The sequence below is a fragment of the Filomicrobium insigne genome (assembly GCF_900104305.1).
Taxonomy (GTDB): domain Bacteria; phylum Pseudomonadota; class Alphaproteobacteria; order Rhizobiales; family Hyphomicrobiaceae; genus Filomicrobium; species Filomicrobium insigne.
Genome location: NZ_FNJC01000005.1, coordinates 60,876 through 81,553 on the forward strand (window position 1 = coordinate 60,876; position 20,678 = coordinate 81,553).

14 protein-coding genes are annotated in these 20,678 nt (G+C 57.0%); 3 read left to right on the top strand and 11 right to left on the bottom strand.

From position 1 onward, the window contains the following. The first annotated feature begins 3 nt into the window (after positions 1-3). Positions 4-1,653, top strand: coding sequence for a GMC family oxidoreductase N-terminal domain-containing protein (locus BLS30_RS16175; protein ID WP_052743673.1), 1,650 nt, complete (start codon positions 4-6; stop codon positions 1,651-1,653). Positions 1,654-1,703: 50 nt separating this feature from the next. On the opposite strand, the gene BLS30_RS16180 is transcribed toward BLS30_RS16175, so the two are convergent. The 7 genes from BLS30_RS16180 to BLS30_RS16210 form a co-directional block, all read right to left on the bottom strand. After that, positions 1,704-2,234, bottom strand: coding sequence for a DsrE family protein (locus tag BLS30_RS16180; RefSeq protein ID WP_046476755.1), 531 nt, complete (start codon positions 2,232-2,234; stop codon positions 1,704-1,706). Between the two features lie 114 nt (positions 2,235-2,348). Next, positions 2,349-4,283, bottom strand: coding sequence for a TRAP transporter permease (locus tag BLS30_RS16185; protein ID WP_244512494.1), 1,935 nt, complete (start codon positions 4,281-4,283; stop codon positions 2,349-2,351). Between the two features lie 96 nt (positions 4,284-4,379). Next, the gene (locus tag BLS30_RS16190) at positions 4,380-5,366 is read right to left on the bottom strand and encodes a TAXI family TRAP transporter solute-binding subunit (RefSeq protein ID WP_046479916.1); all 987 of its coding nucleotides are present in this window, start codon (positions 5,364-5,366) and stop codon (positions 4,380-4,382) included. 232 nt (positions 5,367-5,598) lie between these two features. Next, positions 5,599-7,761, bottom strand: coding sequence for an acetate--CoA ligase family protein (locus BLS30_RS16195; RefSeq protein WP_090230383.1), 2,163 nt, complete (start codon positions 7,759-7,761; stop codon positions 5,599-5,601). Positions 7,762-7,808: 47 nt separating this feature from the next. Then, positions 7,809-9,041, bottom strand: a complete 1,233-nt coding sequence (locus tag BLS30_RS16200) for an acyl-CoA dehydrogenase (protein WP_090230386.1) — start codon at positions 9,039-9,041, stop codon at positions 7,809-7,811. A gap of 23 nt (positions 9,042-9,064) precedes the next feature. After that, positions 9,065-10,261 carry an acetyl-CoA C-acyltransferase gene (locus tag BLS30_RS16205; protein WP_046476760.1) on the bottom strand — a complete coding sequence of 399 codons (1,197 nt, stop codon included), beginning with the start codon at positions 10,259-10,261 and terminating at the stop codon, positions 9,065-9,067. Between the two features lie 54 nt (positions 10,262-10,315). Continuing rightward, complete coding sequence (locus BLS30_RS16210) at positions 10,316-11,839, bottom strand: 3-hydroxyacyl-CoA dehydrogenase (RefSeq protein WP_210184057.1); 1,524 nt, start codon at positions 11,837-11,839, stop codon at positions 10,316-10,318. A gap of 138 nt (positions 11,840-11,977) precedes the next feature. Here BLS30_RS16210 and BLS30_RS16215 point away from each other — a divergent pair, with 138 nt between their 5' ends. After that, entirely contained in the window at positions 11,978-12,877 is a 900-nt protein-coding gene (locus BLS30_RS16215; RefSeq protein WP_046479920.1) for a LysR substrate-binding domain-containing protein, read from the top strand. Positions 12,878-13,006: 129 nt separating this feature from the next. Beyond that, positions 13,007-13,777, top strand: coding sequence for an enoyl-CoA hydratase-related protein (locus BLS30_RS16220; protein ID WP_046476762.1), 771 nt, complete (start codon positions 13,007-13,009; stop codon positions 13,775-13,777). 15 nt (positions 13,778-13,792) lie between these two features. Here the strand turns inward: BLS30_RS16220 and BLS30_RS16225 are convergent, their stop codons facing one another. Genes BLS30_RS16225 through BLS30_RS16235 form a run of 4 tightly spaced genes read right to left on the bottom strand, consistent with a single transcriptional unit; the run spans position 13,793 to position 20,111 of the window. Then, on the bottom strand, positions 13,793-17,044 hold the full coding sequence (locus BLS30_RS16225; protein WP_090230388.1) for an error-prone DNA polymerase: 3,252 nt from the start codon (positions 17,042-17,044) through the stop codon (positions 13,793-13,795). Next, entirely contained in the window at positions 17,041-18,630 is a 1,590-nt protein-coding gene (locus BLS30_RS16230) for a Y-family DNA polymerase (RefSeq protein ID WP_170832501.1), read from the bottom strand. Before BLS30_RS16230 ends, BLS30_RS16225 begins: the two co-directional genes overlap by 4 nt. Further along, complete coding sequence (locus BLS30_RS18190) at positions 18,527-19,408, bottom strand: ImuA family protein (protein WP_170832502.1); 882 nt, start codon at positions 19,406-19,408, stop codon at positions 18,527-18,529. Before BLS30_RS18190 ends, BLS30_RS16230 begins: the two co-directional genes overlap by 104 nt. Next, on the bottom strand, positions 19,398-20,111 hold the full coding sequence (locus tag BLS30_RS16235; RefSeq protein WP_090230394.1) for an endonuclease III domain-containing protein: 714 nt from the start codon (positions 20,109-20,111) through the stop codon (positions 19,398-19,400). Before BLS30_RS16235 ends, BLS30_RS18190 begins: the two co-directional genes overlap by 11 nt. Positions 20,112-20,678 lie beyond the last annotated feature (567 nt).

The following is a 20,678-nucleotide window of genomic DNA, read 5'->3' on the forward strand; positions in this document are numbered from 1 at the left end:
CGAATGACACGTCTTTCCAAACCCCTCAGCGAAATCAAACCCTGCTACGATGTCATCATCGTCGGCTCCGGTTACGGGGGTGGCGTCTCGGCCTCCCGTTTAGCCCGTACAGGAAAGCGCGTCGCCGTTCTGGAACGCGGACGCGAAGTGCTGACGGGGGAATTTCCCAACCGATTTCCCGACCTAAAAAACGAACTCCAAGTCACCGGTAAAAGTGTGCGCACGGGCTCGCCGACGGGCCTCTATGACGTGCGCCTCGGCGAGCACATGCACATACTTGTGGGATGCGGCCTCGGCGGCGGTTCCCTTGTCAACGCGGGCGTCGCCCTGCGCCCAACCGCGCGTGTCTTCGAAGATCACGCATGGCCCGAAGAGCTTCGGCAGGACGGCTGGCTGCAGGAGGGCTATGTCCGCGCACAAAACTGGCTGCGCCCAGCCAAAGATCCTCGCGCCGCAAGCATGACCAAATTCAACGCACTCAAAACCGCCGCAGACCGCCTCGGGCACGCGATGGTGGAGACACCGGTCGCTGTGAGTTTCTCAGAAACCATCAACGCTGCGGGACGAACGCAAGCCGCCTGCACGTCATGCGGCGACTGCTGCGCGGGCTGCAATGTTGGCGCCAAAACGACTGTGGCCGTCACATATCTACCAGACGCCGTCGCGCATGGCGCCGAACTCTTTACGCACGCCAAGGTTAGTAGCCTGGAAAAGCAGTCAGACGGCACTTGGCAACTGCATGTCGAAGACCTTCGCAAGGACGGACAGAAGGAAGGCTTCAAACTTTCAGCCCCGGTCATCATCCTTGCAGCCGGCACTCTAGGCTCTACAGAAATTCTACTCCGTGCAGCAGCCAAAGGCCTCGCCGTGTCAGACCGCCTGGGTCACCGCTTCTCGGCGAATGGCGACATCATCGCCTTTGGCTATGGGCTGAAGGCGAAAGTAAATGCCGTGGGGATTGGCCATCCCCCCAAGCTTGAGGACTTTGCCGTCGGACCATCCGTAACCGGGCAGCTTGAAGTCCGCGACGCTGAAACCCTCGAAAACGAACTCACAGTTCAGGACGGAGCCCTGCCATCAGCGCTAGCTCCAATCCTACCCGTGATGTTCGTTCCGAATGGCCGCATCCTCGGCGCGTTGAAAAGCTTGGTCAGCGGAGTATATCGAGGTCCCTTCGCGCACCTACAGACAATATTCGCCGTATCGCATGACAGCGCTTCCGGCCGCTTTATCCTGGACTCTGATCGCCTGAGCCTCTCGTGGCCTGGCGCAAAGGATGAACCCGTCTACACCCGCATCGATGCCGCGCTCGCGCAAATCGTGGGCGACGCCGGGGGATCATACGTAAAGAATCCTTTGGCAGGCACAGTCATGGGCCACCAGCCGGCGACGGCACATCCCCTTGGGGGATGCTCAATGGCGGAGGATTGCACCACAGGCGTCGTAAATCACAAGGGGCAAGTCTTCGACGCAGGAGCAAGTGGCTCAACCGACGTCCATCGGGGGCTCTACGTCATCGATGGATCGATTATTCCCCGCTCGTTAGGCGTCAACCCGCTCCTGACCATTACAGCGCTGGCCGAACGGGCGATGGCTCATTTCGCCACCGACCACGACCTGTCCTTCAGCGCGGAACCAGCCAAAGCTTCATAAGTAATTTAGGATGATGCCCGGTACGAAGCGCACCAGGCATCAATCCGCACTCATTGTGCTTTCGCTTCGGGGTGATCAAGATACCGAACGTCCCTGGGCGAATAGGGAAGCGGATTGATGTAGCGGTAGCCTTCTGATTGCAGCAAAGCGATTTCAGGAAAACCGGCCGGAACAACGGTCACAAACCCATGGAAATCTTCTGGCTTGTAGCCTGCTGCCTTTAGTGCGTTGCTGCACATACGGAACTCGACACCCGCGTCGGCGAGCTCCTTCATCTTATCCATAAGGCCCTGATACTTGATGTAGTTCTCTTTAGCGAACGCCCGGAGTTCGGGACCGTGAGTCACGACGACCATCTTGCCCTTGAGCGGCTTCATCGTGTTCTTCACGAAGGCATAGAGCATGTTGAGATTGTTGGGATCGGTGTAGTTGGCATCAAACACCGCATTGATCATAGGATACTCATGCATATCACTCTTCGAACTTCCGTACGGAGAAAGCTCATCGTCAGCAGCGAATACATTTTGCGTCACACCCAGAACCAATGACAGCGCGACGGCGGCAGCGAACACAAGTCTCATAGAAAAGCTCCACGTTAAGAGAGAGGGCAACAGGTTTCCCCGTATGTCGCCCATCTCAACGCAAGAAACACGTGTCTGTCTATAGCCTTAGCGGTACGAACTTCGTTGTACCGTCTACCGTGTGGGATCAGGCTCTGCATAAGATTGACCGATAGGCTGCGCTTTTGGCAAAGCAGTGGTCTCAGCTTTCCTTTTTCGCATCTGCCCCATCATGAGGACAGCAAAAATTAACAAGCCAATCCCAAGCACTGGATACTCGAACGGCAAACCGCTGTCGTGGCGAAGAACCAGGAATGCTACGATCAGGGCCGTTGAGACGATGGCCAACACGCGCTCGTACAAACTGAACATCGTAAGCGCACAATTAAAGATGGCCATGGCCAATGTCGACATACCAATCGGCACAGCGATCAGGGCAAATACACCGTGCGCCCAATCATCCGGCTCAAGAACGAGCACGGGATTATAGACCACCAGAAACGGAATGATGAATCCCGCCAGGGCAATCATAAACGCGTAGAGCGACGTCTTCACATAGTCGGCCCCCGCTATGCCCGCACCAGCCAACGATGCCAGCGCAACAGGTGGCGTAATGGCAGATACGACCGCGAAGTAGAACGCAAAGAAGTGCGCACTGATGGGGGTTACTCCCATCTCGATCAGCACGGGCACAACCACAATCGCAACAAGCGCGTAAGCTGCGCTGGTTGGAATACCGAGTCCGAGAATAATAGACACGATCATCGTGATGACCAGGGCGAGCGCGAGGCTCCCGCCACTCAACATTTCGACCACACTCGCAACTTTGGTGCCCATGCCGGTCGTGATAAGCGCTTGCGCCATCATGCCGACGCCCGCTAGCGCAATACCAATTTGCGCGCCGATTACAGCACCTCGCGACAGACACTCCGCTAGCTCCTTGAAGGTCGGACGCGTGTCGCTCGAGATATAGCTCAACACAACGGCAACGATGATGGCCCAAAACGCGGCGAGGTTTGCCGAGTACTGCATAAGCAGCATAACGACAAGAACGCCGAGAGGGATTAAGAATAGCGGTAACCGTCGAAAGATGAGCCGCACGTCGATCGGTGCGCGCGGAGCACGGATATTTTCGCGGACAGCAATGAGCTGCACACTCAGCATACAACCCCAGAAATAGAGCAACGCTGGAATAAGCGAGGCTGCCATCACGCTTGCGTAGGACACGCCGATAAACGAGGCCATCAGAAACGCCGCAGCGCCCATCACGGGAGGCATGAGCTGGCCGCCGGTTGACGCCGTGGCCTCAATCGCTGCCGCAATGTGGGGCTTATAGCCCGTCTGTTTCATATAAGGGATCGTGAAGGCGCCCGTGATCGCGACGTTCGCCACGGCCGCGCCGGTGACCGTGCCAACCATGGCACTCGATATCACCGCGGTCTGGCCAGGCCCGCCCCGGAATACGCGTCCGGCGGCCTGCCCCAGTTCGCGAAACAGGCCATGAACTCGGAGAATCTCCAGCAGCGCTCCGAAAATAACAAAAAGAAAAACATAGTTTGCGGAAATAGATAAAAAATTCCCGTAGATACCAGAAAGACCAACACTCAAATAAGAGACGACATAGCTGAAATTAAACGGACGATGATAAAACGGCTCGGGCAAATACTGACCGAGGAAGAAATAGGCAACAAAGAAAACAATCACGCAGGGCATAATGTTTCCCCACGCTTGACGCGTCCCTTCCAAAACCACCAACATCAATATGACGCCGACGATCACGTCTATTGTTTCTGGAAATCCGATCACCATTTCCAGGTGAGACAAATTCAAATAGATGTAGGCCGTCGCAAACAACCCCAATCCGAGCATGCTCAAATACCAGAGCCGCGCCGATACTGATGTCGACAATCGCACGGCACCGAGAAAAATAAGCGTCACCACAAACATCAGATGGATTGTCTGATGCTCATAGGAGCCAACCATCAGCACCTGCGTCGTCAGCATGTGATAGCCGAACGCGGCAATCCCTACGGCGACGATGATGTAGTCGAGTATTTTTGACATGCTCATCAGCTTGCCCTTTCGGCGAAGGTGAGCGGAATGGGCGAAGGCTAATCAACTGGACCCGGCGGGGCTTATTGCCGGGTCCAACCCATCAGAAGCGCTTCAGTCGATCAGTCCGGCTTCTTTGTAAGCCCGCAGCGCACCAGGATGCAGTTCGCTCGGCTCCCAGCCATACATGAGAGCCTTTGGCGACATCAGCTTGCCGAGTGCGTGGTAGTTCTTGAACTCCCCGACATGATTGATGATCAGCTTCGTAATCTGGTAAATCGCTTCCTCAGGAAACTCTTCCGAAGCTGTCCAGGAAATCGTGTCAGCAAAACCGTCAAGCGGCTCATCGCGACCAGGCAGAGCTTCCGCTGGGATAGTCACAGCCACCATGGGCATCCCGGAATCCTGTGCCTTCTTCACAGCATCCCCACCCCACGGAAGGAAATAGACCTTGCGTCCCGAAGCGAGGAACTCGGTCGTTTGCGGAGAAAGAACCATAGTATTCGTGAGCGGATCGAAATAGCCACCAACGATAGCCGCTTCCACCTGTCCATCGAGCAGCGCGGCGGCGGCTTCCTGCACACCTAGATACTCAATCTGAACGTCCTTACCCAAACCCCAACCGACGCGCATCAACCGCTCAGGCTGAATGGTCCAGTTGATCTGCGGTTTGCGGCCCAGAGCGACCCGCTTTCCCTTCAGGTCGGCCACCGACTTGATATCGGGATTGAGAGTGGCGAGGAAATAGCTGCCCAGATTGTAGTTCGCGATAGCTTTGACGGGCGGAAGCGTTTCTTTAAACGGCTCTTCACCACGCACAGCCAGTGTACTGACGCCACGTCCTGATCCAATGATCATGGTTTTACGGAGATCAGGCTCTTTCTGCAGCTTCACGTGATTAAACGCAAAGCCTGGGCTCTCGCTGTGACTAATGCGAATTGTTGGATGGTTTTTACTGACAATCTGCTCGAGAGCGGAGCCTAGGATATAAGAGCCACTGCCAAATGGCGCGGAGATCAGACTGTAATTCTCTGCTTGGACTGCATTTGCGCCCAATAAAAGAGCACCAGCCGCAATCATTGTCTTAATTGCATTCGTCATTTGGGTTTCCTCCGTGGAGATTTTGGCTTCTTCGTCCAATCTCCTATTGTGTGAAAGATTTCAGCGCGTCCGTGTAAAAACCTCCAATTCTATAAGATTACATCCAACCATAAAATTGGTCACATCATTGGTCTAATCGATAATCGATATCTGCCTCATGCAATTGATGAATAGTGCAGCCACATAAAGTGAGCCCTAAGCATCCTCGACCTCATTGGCCAAGCAGCTTGCGTCATTTCTCCATCAAAGCGGCGGCGGAAAGCCCAGACGATGCTTTGCTATCCGACACTGAAGTCACTTGGCGAGGATGGCGCACCATCACGACATCCACGGCGGCAGCAGCCTCGCCTGTCAGCATCACCGGATTAAGGTCTAACTCCCGCAGAACGCCTTCCGTCGCCGCACCCAGCTCGGAAACGCGGCAGAGCATCGCGACGAGCGCATCCCGGTCGATCCCCTGGCGTCCACGAAACGCGCCGAACATCGCCGCGCCCATCAGGCTATCGATCATGTTGGAAGCATCGCGAGGCGTGAGCGGACACTTGCGGAACGCCACATCCTTGAGCACCTCAACGAGCACGCCACCAAGACCAACCATGATGACGTTTCCAAAGACGGGATCATCTTGCAGACCGATAACGACCTCGACGTCGCCCTTGAACATCGGCTGCACGACCACGCCATCGATACTTGCATCGGGGCGCTTCTGTGCAACCGACGAAACCAGATCCGCAAAGCAGCTACGCACATCCTCCGCCGTCTTGAGCCCCAGACGAATGCCATCGACTTCCGTTTTGTGCAGGATGTCTGCAGACTCGATTTTCATAACGACCGGAAAGCCGACACTTTCCGCTGCATGCACCGCCTCTTCCGCACTCGCTGCGAACTCGGTGGGAACAATCGAAACACCGGCAGATTTCAGAACGCGAACGGCATCGACGGTCGACAAAGGACCATCCCCCGAGGGAATAACCACCTGCGCAAGCTGCTGCTTCGCCCGCACCTCACGATCCGCAGACCACTGACGTCGCGCTTCAGCAAAACGGATCAAACCGACAACGGCATCAACAGCCGGCTCCGCACCACGCAGCACGGCGATCCCGCGTTTGCGTAAAGCCTTCACAGCCTCATCCGGTGCCGCAACCCACGCCACAATGAAGGGCTTGGTCGCACGCGCTTTGATATCTTCGAACAGCGAGACCAACGTATCGGCAAACCCTTCCATAAGCTGGAGCCACACGATACCGACATCAACGTCCGGATCGTCCAGCATATGCAGGACGCTTTCACTCAGGATCTTGGGATCGGCAACAAACTGCCCAGTCACATCGACAGGGTTGGCTGTCGCACCAAAGCCAGGAATGCATTCTTGTATCTTCGCCTGGGTCGCATCGCTGAGGCGCGGAACGGAAAGCCCCAGCTCCTCGATACGATCAGCCATTAGCACACCGGCACCACCGGACTGGGTAGCAATACCGATACCCGCCCCTTCGGGCAGGTCGCAGCAAGAGAGCACCTCGACAAGATCGAGCATATGCTCTTCGTTGCGCGCACGGATTATTCCCTTCTGACGAACAACACCATCGAAAACGATGTCTTCGCCCGCAAGAGATCCCGTATGTGAGGCCGCCGCTCGCGCGCCAGCTCCCGTGCGGCCCACTTTCGTCAGCACGAGCGGCTTACCGAGCTCCATCGCGCGATCGGCAAGATCACATAGCCCGGGACCATCTTTCAGTCCCTCGATATATCCCGCACCGACGCGAATACGTTCATCTTCGATCACCTCGCGCATTGCATCGACAAAGGTCACATCGACTTCATTGCCCGTGTTGACAAAATACCCAAGCCCCAAACCGCGCGAGCGTGCCAATGCGGAAATCGCCGTACCAAACGCACCCGACTGCGAAACGAACGCGATCGGACCAGCCGGAACTTCGCCATTCACGTACTGGCTGAAGGATGCAATCACGCGCTCGAAAGCATTGAAGAGACCAAGGCAGTTGGGACCACAGATCCTGACGCCGGAGGCCCGCGCCGCTTCACGTAGCTCGGCCTCAAGCTTGCAGCCCTCTTCCCCAATCTCGGAAAACCCAGAGGCGAAGACGACCGCAGCAGGAACGCCCTTTCGTCCGAGATCGCGGATCGCTTGCACGACACCGCTAGCCGGCAACACAACGACAGCAAGGTCAACACCATCCGGCAAGTCATCGATCGACGCGATCGCCGGAAGCCCGCCGATCTCCTGCGCCTTCGGATTAACCGGATAAATCTTCCCCTTGTAGCCCTTCTCGATCAGCCATTTGACGGGCCGGCCGCTCACCTTGCGAAAATCCGAGGAAGCGCCGACCACGGCAATCGCGTTTGGCTTCACCAACGGCTTCAATGACGTCTTCATGTTTCCCCTGCCGGTTGTGGACCAACGGTCAGTATTGCTGTTTCTCTTCAGCGAAAGGCTTGAATGCCGGTTTGCGCCCGACCCAGCACCAAGGCATGGATATCGTGCGTGCCCTCGAGCGTGTTGACAGTCTCCATATTCATGACGTGCCGGATGACGTGGTATTCGTCCGAAATGCCGTTTCCGCCGTGCATGTCACGCGCCACCCGCGCGATTTCCAGGGCCTTCCCGGCGCAATTGCGCTTGAGCAGCGAAAGCATTTCGGGTGATGCCAGCTTACGGTCGCGCAACCGGCTCAAATGAAGGCACGCCAAGAGACCGAGCGTGATCTCCGTCTGCATGTCGGCGAGCTTTTTCTGTACGAGTTGATTGGCCGCCAGCGGACGCCCGAACTGCTTGCGGTCCAGCACGTAGCTTCGGGCAGCATGCCAGCAAAACTCGGCAGCCCCCATCGAGCCCCAGCAGATTCCGAATCTTGCATTGTTGAGACAGCCGAACGGCGCATTGAGCCCCTTGGCGTAGGGCAAGCGGTTTTCATCCGGAACGAAAACATCGTCCATCGCGATCTCGCCTGTCGGCGATGCGCGAACCGAGAATTTGCCTTCAATCTTCGGCGTCGTGAGCCCGGTCATGCCGCGTTCGAGAATAAAGCCGCCAATCTCGCCGTCATCGTCCTTAGCCCACACCACCATCAAATCCGCAATCGGAGAGTGTGTGATCCAGATCTTGCTGCCGCTGAGCCTATATCCGCCGGCGACCTTTTTCGCCCTGCTCTTCATGCTGCCCGGATCCGAGCCGTGATCGGGCTCCGTCAATCCAAAACAGCCGAGCAATTCGCCAGTCGCCATCTTCGGCAGATACTTCCGCCGCTGCGCTTCACTGCCATAGGCGTAAATCGGCGTCATAGAGAGCGTGGTCTGCACCCCGCACGCGGAGCGAAAAGCAGTGTCCACACGCTCCAGTTCTCGCATGATCAAGCCATACGTGACGTAGCTCACACCCGCACATCCGTAGCCGTCGATAGGCGCGCCGAGAAATCCGAGTTCGCCCATCTCCCGCATGACGGAAACATCAAAGGTCTCAGTCCTGTTGGCTTCCAGAATGCGCGGCATCAGCGACTTCTGCGCGTATTGCCGAGCACTGTCGCGAGCTAAGCGTTCTTCGTCATTAAGCTCTTCGTCTAGTCGGAAGGGGTCTTCCCACTGAAATGCTGCCCCAAGATTGGTGAACTCGGAGAAATTCTCTGAGGCTTCGGGCTTTACGGCGTCCGTCACTGTCATGGTCGATCCTCCCGGTATCGGCGTCAGGTGCGCTCAATAACGACGGCAATGCCCTGACCGACGCCGATGCACATGGAGATGAGGCCGTACCGGCCACCGGTACGTTCAAGCTGACGTGCCGCAGTCAGAAGAATGCGCGGTCCCGATGCACCGAGCGGATGTCCCAGCGCAATCGCGCCACCGTTCGGATTGACACGCTTGTCTTCAAAGTCCACGCCGAGGCCGGCGAGACATGCCAGCACCTGAGCGGAAAACGCCTCGTTGACTTCAATGACATCCATATCGTTGATGGTGAGACCCGCGCGCTCGAGCGCCTTCTTTGACGCTGGCACGGGACCATACCCCATAATCCGTGGAGCGACGCCGGCAACAGCTGACGAGAGAATGCGCGCTTTCGGCGTAAGCCCCAGCTTCTCGCCCGCGTCCCGGCTCCCCAACAACAAGGCCACCGCGCCATCGTTGATGCCCGAGGCATTGCCGGCAGTCGTAACGCCTCCAGCATGTATCGCATTGAGCTTTTGCAGCCCTTCCATCGTCGTCTCACGCGGATGTTCATCCTTGGCGACAATCTTGGGATCTCCGCGCCTTTGTGGAATCTTTACGGGCGCGATTTCGCCCTCGAAGTATCCCTCAGCCTCTGCGCGCGCATAGTTCTGTTGCGATTGAAGCGCGAAGCGATCGCATTGCTCGCGCGAGATCTGATGCTCTTCCGCGAGATTATCCGCCGTCTGCGGCATGCTATCCGCGCCGAAGGTCTTTTCGATCACTTTGTTCGGAAACCGCGCACCGACACCTGAATCAAAGATTTGAATGTTCCGGCTGTAAGCAGAATCGGCCTTGCTCATGACGAATGCAGCACGGCTCATGCTCTCAACGCCACCGCTCAACAAAAGGTCACCCTCTCCAGCAGTGATCGCATGAGCGGCACTTGCAATAGCACCAAGCCCGCTCCCGCAATTGCGCTGCAAGACAGTGCCACCTACTTCGATCGGCAATCCAGCAAGCAACAACGCATGGCGCGCAACGCACCGGCTGTCTTCGCCCGCCTGATTAGCGCACCCGACGACAACGTCTTCCACTTTGGAGACAGCACCGTTATTGCGCTCAGCAAGATCGCGGATCACGCCCGCTAGAAGATCATCAGGTCGGACAGGAGCAAGACCTCCACCATGGCGTCCAAAAGGGGTCCGCAATCCGTCGTATAAATAGGCATCCAGCATAGTCGTTTCCTGGGTCGTTCCCTGTTTCAATCAGTCAGCTATTCTCGCCGTCGTTTAGACGGGCATCCGTTCCGGTGCTTTCAATGAGAGGCCGAGCCGCGCCCTGCGTGTCAGCCAAGGGCTCGGGCGATAACGCGGATCGCCATAGGTCGCGAACAACGCACTCAGAATCTGATGGACCTTCTGAGGCCCGATCCGGTCACCAAGACTGAGCGGACCAGCCGGATAGTTGAGCGCAAGGGTCGGCGCCTTATCGACATCCTCAGGAGAAGCGCCGCCTGATTGCGCAATCGCACAGCAGATGTTGATGATCATCGCCACGATGCGCTGTGCGACAAAACCCGGACTATCACGAAGAACGGTCACTGATATCCCGCCGGCTGCAAGCACGGCCTGAGCTGCCTCCAGCATCTCTGCTGTCGTTGCGGGTGTTGGCATGATGACGCGCCGGCGACCCATCGCAAACAGCGTTTCGACCGCAACGGTCCGGGCCGGATCGAGGTTTTCTTTAAGAGCGGTTGTCGTGGCATCATCACCAAGTGGCGCAACCAGACACAGCGCGCTATCGCTGGGACGCTCTCCAGCTTCAACCTTAACGCCACTTGCTTCGAGTGCGCCCAAAATCGCACGCGCACCATCCGGGTTGGCTTGACTGATCCAGACGCTGGAAGGGAGCGTCGATGGCGCGGCCGGCTCGTCCTGTCCAATGGGCTGGCCATCTTTGTAGAGATAGAAGCCACCATTCGATTTACGTCCGAGAATGCCGGCCGCCGTGCGCTGCGCCATCAATAGCGAAGGACGGTACCGCGGTTCGAAGAAGAACTGCTGGTGGATCAGCTCGGTCGCCGGATGCGTTACATCCAGCCCGGTCAGATCCATCAACTCAAACGGGCCCATCCTGAAGCCGACGAGATCGCGCATGACCCGATCAACATCTTCGGTCGTCGCGATGCTCTCATCAACCACATGCGCTGCCTCAATGGTGTATCCACGCCCAATCTGGTTGACGAGAAAGCCCGGCGCATCTTTCACCCGTACCGGCTCACGCCCCATCCGCCGGCCGACTTCCATCAGCGCTTCGCAAACCCATGGCGCGGTGCGAATGCCGTCAATGACCTCCACAAGGCGCATGAGCGGAACAGGGTTGAAGAAGTGGAAGCCCGCAATTCTCTCAGGCGCCTTGGCCTTAGCGGCAATCGCTGCGATAGATAGAGACGAAGTGTTGCTCGCGAGGATGCAGTCACTGCGAACGATCCCCTCCAATTCAGCCAACAGCGCCTGCTTCACATCTAGGTCTTCGATCACCGCCTCAACGACGAGATCGCAGCCGTTCAATTGGGAAAGGCTCTCCGCGGTCGTGATCCGTCCAACCACGATCTCGGCATCTTTCTGCTCCATCCGGCCCTTCTCGACGCTCCGCGCGAGAAGCTTCGCAATGAAACCTTTGGCGTCTTCCGCAACGCCCGGCTTGGAGTCAATCAGGATAACTTCGTAGCCGCCGACTGCAGCGACCTGCGCGATGCCCCGGCCCATGGCCCCCGCACCAACGACACCTACAGCCGAAATCGCTTCCGCCACGCCAACCCTCCCTTCATCCCTTTGCGTCGCCCGCGTTTTCTTTTGGCTGGGACGACATATTTTTGTCGGTTGAAAAGGAGCGTAGGAGCGGCCATGCTATAAATCTAATTGAACTCCATAATCACCATTATTCAGCACATGAATTTAAGAGCGATCGACCTGAACCTTCTGCTCGTCTTCGAGGTCATCTACAGCGAAGGAAATCTGACGCGCGCTGCAGATAAGCTGGCGATGAGTCAGCCTGCCGTAAGCAACGCATTGGCCCGGCTGCGCGCCACTCTTGATGATCAACTCTTCCTCCGGACCCCGCGAGGGATGACCCCAACGCTACGTGCCCGGCAGATGATCCAGGAGGTGCGCCAAGCCCTCGACCTCATCACAAGCGCACTACGCGACCGCCCTGAGCAATTCGACTACGCCCAATCAGACCGCGTCTTCACAATCGCTGCTGAGGACTATGGGGAAGCCGTCATCACCCCGCGCTTCATGGACTGGCTGACTGGCGTCGCACCAAATACCAAGGCGCATGTGCGGCTCAAACAGAGCCTGGCCCTGCAGGACGAACTGCGCGATGGACGGATCGACCTCGTGATCGACTACTTCCGGATCAGGGACAATAGTTTTACAAATCAGCATCTTATGACGGACGAACTGGTGTCCATGGTCCGGGTCGATCACCCAACCATTCGTGACACGCTATCCTTGGAACAGTACATCTCGCTGCCCCACGTGGTCCTTGAACAGAAATCCCCGATGGTGGACCGGGAGCTTGCCGTGCGCGGCCTGACCCGCAATCGCGCCTTGCACGTCCCACACTTCATCTCGATGCCGCTGATCGTGAAAAGCACGGACTTCATCTGCACCCTGCCGCGCCGGATGGCCATGCTCTACATGGAGCACTTCCGGGTCAAAGTTCTCAAATCGCCAATAGACTTCCCCAAGATCCCGATCTTCCTGATCTGGAGCAAAAATATGGAGAAGGACCCCGGCCACCAATGGCTGCGGCAGTCCCTGCTCGATCTCTGCCAGAGGCTTTAATTTCCCGCATCATCACCAAATCGAATGGACAATATTCGGCAAATCCACTGGCTGAATAAAAATTGGACCGATAGCCTCGCCCGAAAGCGATATCATCACGATAAATCATAAGCTGGGAGGCAATAAACTATGGCGCTCGTGCTACGCGAAGAACCATCCGAAGGTGTGAAGCTGCTGCGGCTGAACCGCCCGGATGCACGAAACGCGCTCAACACTGCGCTGAGAAAAGAACTCGCAAGCCATTTCCAGGAACTCAGCTCCGACGAGACCGCGCGTTGCATCGTTATCACCGGAGATGACAAAGCCTTCGCGGCGGGTGCCGACCTCAAGGAGATCGTCGACGACACGCCGGTAGAAATTATGAACCGGAATGTGAGACGCTTCTGGAACGTCATCTCATCATGCCCGGTACCGGTCATCGCTGCAGTCCGCGGCGTTGCACTCGGCGGAGGCTGCGAGCTTGCATTGCACGCAGATATCATCGTAGCCGGCGAGAACGCGCGGTTCGCCCAGCCGGAAGTCTGTGTCGGCGTCATGCCGGGCGGCGGCGGCACGCAGCGTCTAGTCCGCGCTATCGGCAAATACCAAACGATGAAACTCGTTCTGACTGGAGAACCGATTTCAGGGCGGGACGCCTTCACCATGGGACTAGCTAGCGAAGTCGTGCCCGATGATGCGGTCTTGGATCGCGCGTTAGAGATGGCTCGCAAGATCGCGAGCTTACCACCGATTTCCATACGCCTGACGAAGGAAGTCACGTTGGCAGGGGCCGACGCAGCACTGGACACGGGCCTCCTGATGGAACGGCGCCTGTTCGAAATGATGTTCGCCACGGCCGACCAGAAGGAAGGCATGAATGCCTTCATTGAAAAGCGTAAACCAGATTTCGCGGGCCGCTAGAAGACGTTCTGCACCTCAATGAAAGTCCCGCGAATTAGGAATGATGCGGACTGTCCGGGGATGACGGCGAGGTGAGCGTTCATAATTTGGATGCATCACCTCGTCCGCCGAACTAAGCGGTAATTTGACATCGGAATCGGAGAGGAGACCCAGCTTGGCCGAATGATCCTCAAGCCGTTGCGCAACTAGGTGAACAACGCCATCGTGCGACTGGATGCGCCCACGTATTACAACGAGCCGGCTCCCCATTGCGACCTTGCGATAAGCTTCAAACGTCTTCGGCCAGACGACCGCGTTCGCGATGCCCGTCTCGTCTTCAAGCGTCATAAACATCACGCCCTTAGCCGTTCCAGGACGTTGCCGGACAAGCACGACACCAGCCACCGAAACACGCGTTCCATCCTTTAAGTCCCGATATCGTTCCGTCGTCACGCATCGAGCTTCCGTGAAGTGCGCACGCAAAAGAGCCATCGGATGCGCTTTGAGCGAAAGACGGAGCGTTTGATAGTCGGCGATAACATGCTCCGATAGCGGCATCTCCGGCAGTCTGATATCGGGATCTGGCCCAGCGGCGCTGGTGTGAGCATGGGCAAACAACGGCAACGGCTTTGCCTGAGCGAGTCCCCGCACGTTCCACAACGCCGCCCTGCGATCGAGTCCGAGAGATCGGAATGCATCCGCTTCCGCTAGTTTCTGAAGGCCACCCACAGGAACGCCGGATAGCAATCTAATTTGTTCCATGTCTTCATAAGGAAGCTCGCGGGCTTCAACGATCTTATTTGCATGCTCCTCGCGCAGGCCGTCCACTTGACGCATTCCGAGCCGCAAAGCGCATCGATCTTCCTCGGCAGGCTCAAGCGTATTGTCCCACTCGCTCATGTTGACATCGACCGGGCGCACCTCGACACCGTGGTCACGCGCATCGCGCACGATTTGCGCCGGGGCATAAAATCCCATCGGTTGCGAGTTGAGCAGCCCGCAGGCAAACACCTCAGGACGATGACATTTCAGCCAAGACGATACATAAGCCAGAAGCGCGAAACTCGCCGAATGGCTTTCGGGAAAACCGTATTCAGCAAACCCTTTGATCTGACTGAAGCACTGGCGCGCGAACGTCTCGTCATACCCCCGCGCCACCATGCGCGACACCATCTTGTCTTCGAAAACATGGATGGTGCCGGAACGCCGAAACGTTGCCATCGCTCGACGCAATCCATTGAGTTCCGAAGACGTGAACTGCGCCGCCTTCATCGCAAGGCTCATGGCCTGCTCCTGAAACAGAGGCACGCCAAGCGTTTTACCGAGAATGTCCTTAAGCTCGTCGCGATCCCCATATTTCGGATCAGGTGACGGAATCTGAACCTTATCCAGCCCCTTCCGGCGGCGCAGATAGGGATGCACCATTCCACCTTGGATTGGGCCGGGCCGTACGATTGCGATCTCGATAACAAGATCATAAAAGTTTGCCGGCTTGAGACGCGGTAGCATGCTCATTTGCGCCCGGCTCTCGATCTGAAAAACACCGAGCGTGTCGGCTTCCTGGATCATCTCAAAGGTGGGAATGTCATCAGCTGGAAAAAAGCTCGCGAGATCCCGCTCTTGACCGTAGTGACGTTTCAAAAGGTCGAGACATTTGCGAATGCAGGTCAGCATGCCAAGCGCAAGCACATCGACCTTGAGTATCCCGAGCGCATCGAGATCGTCTTTGTCCCACTCAACGAAGGTGCGATCCTCCATGGCAGCATTCCCGATGGGAACAACCTCGCAAAGCGGGTCTTCAGTCAGCACGAACCCGCCCACATGCTGAGACAGATGCCGCGGAAAGCCAATCAATTCCGTGGCAAGCTCCAGCGTTCGATAAAGCTGCGGATCGGTCGGATCTAGCCCTGCTTCGCGCACCCGCTTTTCAGCAATTCCTTTATTGGAAGTCCCCCACACCGTACCGGAGAGCGCAGACGTCACATCCTCGGAAAGCCCCATCACCTTTCCAACCTCGCGGATAGCGCTCCTGGAACGGTAGCTGATAACCGTTGCAGCGATGCCGGCATGCTCGCGCCCATAGCGGGCATAGATGTACTGCATCACCTCTTCCCGCCTCTCGTGCTCGAAATCCACGTCGATATCCGGCGGCTCCTTACGCTCCCGCGAAATAAAGCGCTCAAATAGCAGATTGATCTCAGTGGGATTTACGGAGGTTATGTGGAGGCAATAACAAACAGCCGAGTTAGCTGCAGAGCCTCGCCCCTGACACAGGATATCCTGACTGCGTGCCCAGCGAACGATATCGTGCACCGTGAGAAAATAGAGCGGAAAGTTCAACTCGGCGATAAGCACGAGTTCTTTTCGCAACGCCTCTCGCACCTTATCCGGAATGCCCTCCGGATACCGCTGATGCGCTCCCTCCCAAGTCAAATCCTCGAGATACTGCTGAGGCGTCTTTCCGAGGGGCACCGGCTCACGAGGATAGTTGTAGCGCAGATCATCAAGAGAGAAACGGCAACTCTGAGCAATCTCCTGGCTGCGCGCAATCGCGGCCTCATACCCATTAAAAAGCCGGACCATTTCTGCGGGGGATTTAAGATGCCGCTCGGCATTCGCCGCCAGGCGAAATCCAGCCTCCTGAATGGTGCAATGCTCCCGAATGCAAGCGACGAGATCCTGAAGCGGGCGGCGTTCCGGACGGTGATAGAGCACATCCCCCGTCGCCACGAGCGGCGCCCCAGTCTTCTCAGCAATCGCATTCAGTTCCGCAATGCGACGCCGATCATCACCGCGATACGTGTAATGCGCGGCTAAAAAACATGGAGCTCCGAGCCGGTCTGAAATCGTCGCCACGTCTCGGACGAGCACATCGTGCTCCCAACGCTCCGGTGGCAGGAAAACAAAAATCTGCCCTTTGGCATGAACGTAAACATCTTCAAGAGTGAGGTGGCAGTCACCCTTGTCGGCGAAACGCTTGCCGCGCGTTAAAAGCCGCGACAAGCGTCCATAAGCAGCACGATCCATCGGATAGCAAAGAAGGCTTACACCATCGACGAGATCGAGCCGGCACCCCACGATAAAAGGAATGTCAGCGTCCTTAGCCGCAGTATGCGCGCGCACCACTCCGGCAAGAGTATTACGGTCAGTCAACGCAACAGCCGAAAGTCCCAGCTCTCGCGCCGTTGCCACCAACTCTTGCGGATGCGACGCTCCGCGCAGAAACGAGAAATTGCTCGACACCTGCAGCTCAGCATAACGCGGAGAGAAGGATAGTACGCCACTCATGCGAATAGCCCATGCATATGCCAGGTCGGCAGAGGCTCTTCCTTTGAACTTCCCTGATCGCGATAAAGCCCCTCGCGGAACAACCAGAACCGCCGTCCCCTATCGTCCTCGACACGGTAGTAGTCACGTGTGCGATGAACTGGCCCGAATGATTGATCCCACCATTCCGGGCCAATCCGCTCCGGTCCTTCGGCGCGAACGACGCGGTGTGCAACACGCCGCCACGTAAACCGCAGAGGCGGCCCCTCTGGAACTTCCGCAAGGACCTGAACCACCTCAGGCCGCGCCAGAAGACGGAAGGGCCGAGGCGGTTTTGAGGGGCACCGCGTCACCGCAGAAGCCCCCCCGCGGAGAGCCGGCACGCGTATCTCCGCCCGCTCCGGAATATGACTCTCGTGAAGGAGTATCCGCTGCACGCTTCCAGCTCCCAAACGGTTCGACAGGCGGTCGACCAATGACGACACATCCACCCGTGCGCGCTCCATGGCTGCACCGCGCGAAAGCGACAACTGGTCTGTGCCAAGCCGAGCGACGGCATCTGCCGATAAAATGAGAACATCGACTCCGAAACCGGGATTAAGCGTCTCGATCCGGTCTCGGAAAAGAAGCTCCAAATGTTTGGCATCTCGCGAAGGCCGTGCCGTCGCAATGCTGACTTGCGAAACGCCGCCATCCGCATGGTAGGCGGCAAACGTCAGACGCGTTGCCCCCTTGTGATCCATTTCCATACGGCGGCACAGCCGGCACAGAAGTTCGTGGAGGCCACGATAAAAACTCTCTGTTGCGAGGATCGGATCTGGAAAGGAAATACGCTCGAAATAATCCGGCGCGGCTTGAAGAGGGACGATAGGTTCCGAAGCCAGCCCAAGAACCTGATCGAGGCGATGTAAAACCGCTTCTCCAGCCTCACCCGCTGGAAACCGGCGATAGAGACTGGCACGTGGAATTTCACACAGGGCGCCAATCGTTTTGAAGCCAAATCGCCTGAGGAGAAGCAGGACATCCGGATCGAGACGGAGCGCCGCCAAAGGCAACAGAGAAAGGGCTGTCTTCACATCCCCCGACGGCACGCTCTGAGCCTCGCGAACCCCGTGAAATCTGGCAATCGCCCACGCCGCTCCTGGAGTATCAGCCAACCCGAGCCTGCTCGCAAAACCAATGGTGCGCAGTCTCTTGCCAAGATCGGAGAGCAGGGCATCCTCACCCCCGCAAAGATGCGCCGCACCCGTGATATCGATCCAAAGGCCATCAACGCCATCAACACTGACAACCGGCGCATAACGTCGGCACCAGTTAGCCAAACCCTGCAAGGCGCGCGCCTCAGCTTCAAAATCTCTGATTTCTGTTACGAGTGTAGGCAGGAGCGCGCGCGCATCCGTAAGGCGCATGCCTTCTGACACACCGCCCTTACGGGCAATCGCATTCGGCGCGCTGATCCGGACACCACTTGCGTCCTTGCAGACAAGCGCAAAAGGATCGGCCTCAACCGGATGCAAGTCGCATGCAGGGCCTCGGGAACTGCGCCTCTGCCATTTCAGATGATCGAGCGCAAAGGTCTTCAACCAAACGGAAACAATGCGCTTCATTCTCCCACTCCACAGTCCAATTGCCCGGCCGTCCTCCGTGACAACGGTTGAGGGCGATCTGCCAGCGTGCATGCCCCGGAACCGTCGACACAAGACGGTCACTGACACCCGAAGCCGCCTGCACACGCCAACGAGTCTCAGCCGCGCTAGCTGCGCGATCCTGATCGGATCTGAGCAAGAGGACCGGCGTGCCAGCCGCCGCTGCTGCTAGCGACAGGCGACGAGTTTGTGTGAACGAAATCGTGTCGACTTCGCCAATAACAGCGAGAAGACTGCCAGCACGCGCACCTTCTTCAAGCGCCCAAAGCACATCGTTATTTTTAGCCGAACTGACGAAGAGGAAACGCTGCGGATCAAACCCAAATTCCCTCAATCCTGCTCCGTAAGGCGCACCGAATTCACGCTCAGTCCTCACAGTCTGACACCAGAGGACATATCGAGATGGAGACGCCGGCTCTAAATCCGCAAACCTCCTGAGAACCGCAAGAAGATAGGCTGATGCCACAGGCATGTCGGCATACTTCTCACCCGAAAATTCATGCACGCCCTCCCGGCTTAAACCACCTTCCGGCAAAGCTCCGTCGATATCCGGCACCCCGGTACACCAGATTGATGAAGGAAGGCGGGCCTCCCTTTCAGGGTGAACGTATTTTCGGGTCGCGTGCCGCTCGGTAGCCGCGATCAAACCGCGCAAAGCCGTGATCTTCGAAGACGTCTCTGCGGCGTGCTGAAACCTGTCACGCAGAAGAACGTCTTTGGGTGAAAGCTCAGAACCCATCGCACCGCCTCCTGCCAAAAAGGCAAAGATCTTTTAGGACGCAGACGCGGCAGTTCGGAGAATGATGGCAGACCGTCTGCCCATGTCGCTTCACAAGAAAATAGTTCTGTTGCAGATCGTCCGTTGTCATCCAACCCGGAACCAGACGAGCGAGCGACCTGTCTACCGCCCTGTCGCTAGCTTTTGACGCCACAACCCCAAGACGTTTAGCAATGCGCTGATAGTGACTATCAACGACCAGAGCCGGCATCCCTAGCGTGCTGAAGTTGACGACTGCTGCGCTCACCTTAGGGCCAACACCAGGCAAAGCTTCAAGCCACGCACGCGCCGCTTCCACGGAATAGCCGGCGAGAAAGTCGAGGCTCAAGGCCCCACGAAGATAATGAATTCTATGAAGTGCTGCGGAGATCTGCGCAGCCTTGTTGTCCGCAAAGGTGACAGGCTGAATAAGATACGCAATCGCGTCAGGTGAGACGTGACGCAGGTCGTCCCAACTGGTGAAACGCCAACAAAGTTTGCGGAAGGCCCGCTTGGAGATGTCCTCACGCGTTCGCCCATCGAGAACCGCATGAACCATCTGCGTTATGGGATCGAAGGTGATCCATCGACCCAGCGGACCATACGTTCTCACATGCGCTTTCAGCAGGCGGAAATGGACTTCCACCAAGGGATTTGGCTCCATAAATGCGAGGTCAAACTGCATTTTGGAATGCTAGAACAAAAAGTGAACATACGCAAGAGGTACGAGGCGGAGAGCATAACCACCCGTCAATTCTCCGACCGCAATAGAAAAAGCTGTATTCTTGCTGGACCGGTTTCCGTTAATACATACCACTGGCCGAAACCTGATTAAAAAAAAGAAATAAAAGCAATTCAATCAATGACGTATTGAATAATTTTAAGGTTGTGATTGAGATGAGAAGCCAATAGCATCGCTTTGTCACGACGGGTGGCTGAGGGACTTCTCTGAAGGAGCAAGTCCACGATGGCCGGGGTGGTTATTTCCCGAGGGCAACATGTTGCCTTCGCTTCGTCTTTCAGACGGCATAGCCCGCATTCTGAAAATCGCGAAGTTTCAGACATTTCTCTATCGATGCCCTTGGGTATCAACGCTTGCGGCTGCACCACCGAGCCGAAGTTGGCTCCCAATTCGGAGCCCACCCTTCAAAGTCAATCTGCGCAAAAATCTACGAAACGTGTCCGACAACGTTCGGCTTTTGCTGTGGGCATGAGCCCGGTGCAACGCGAGGTAACGAGACATTCCCCCCGA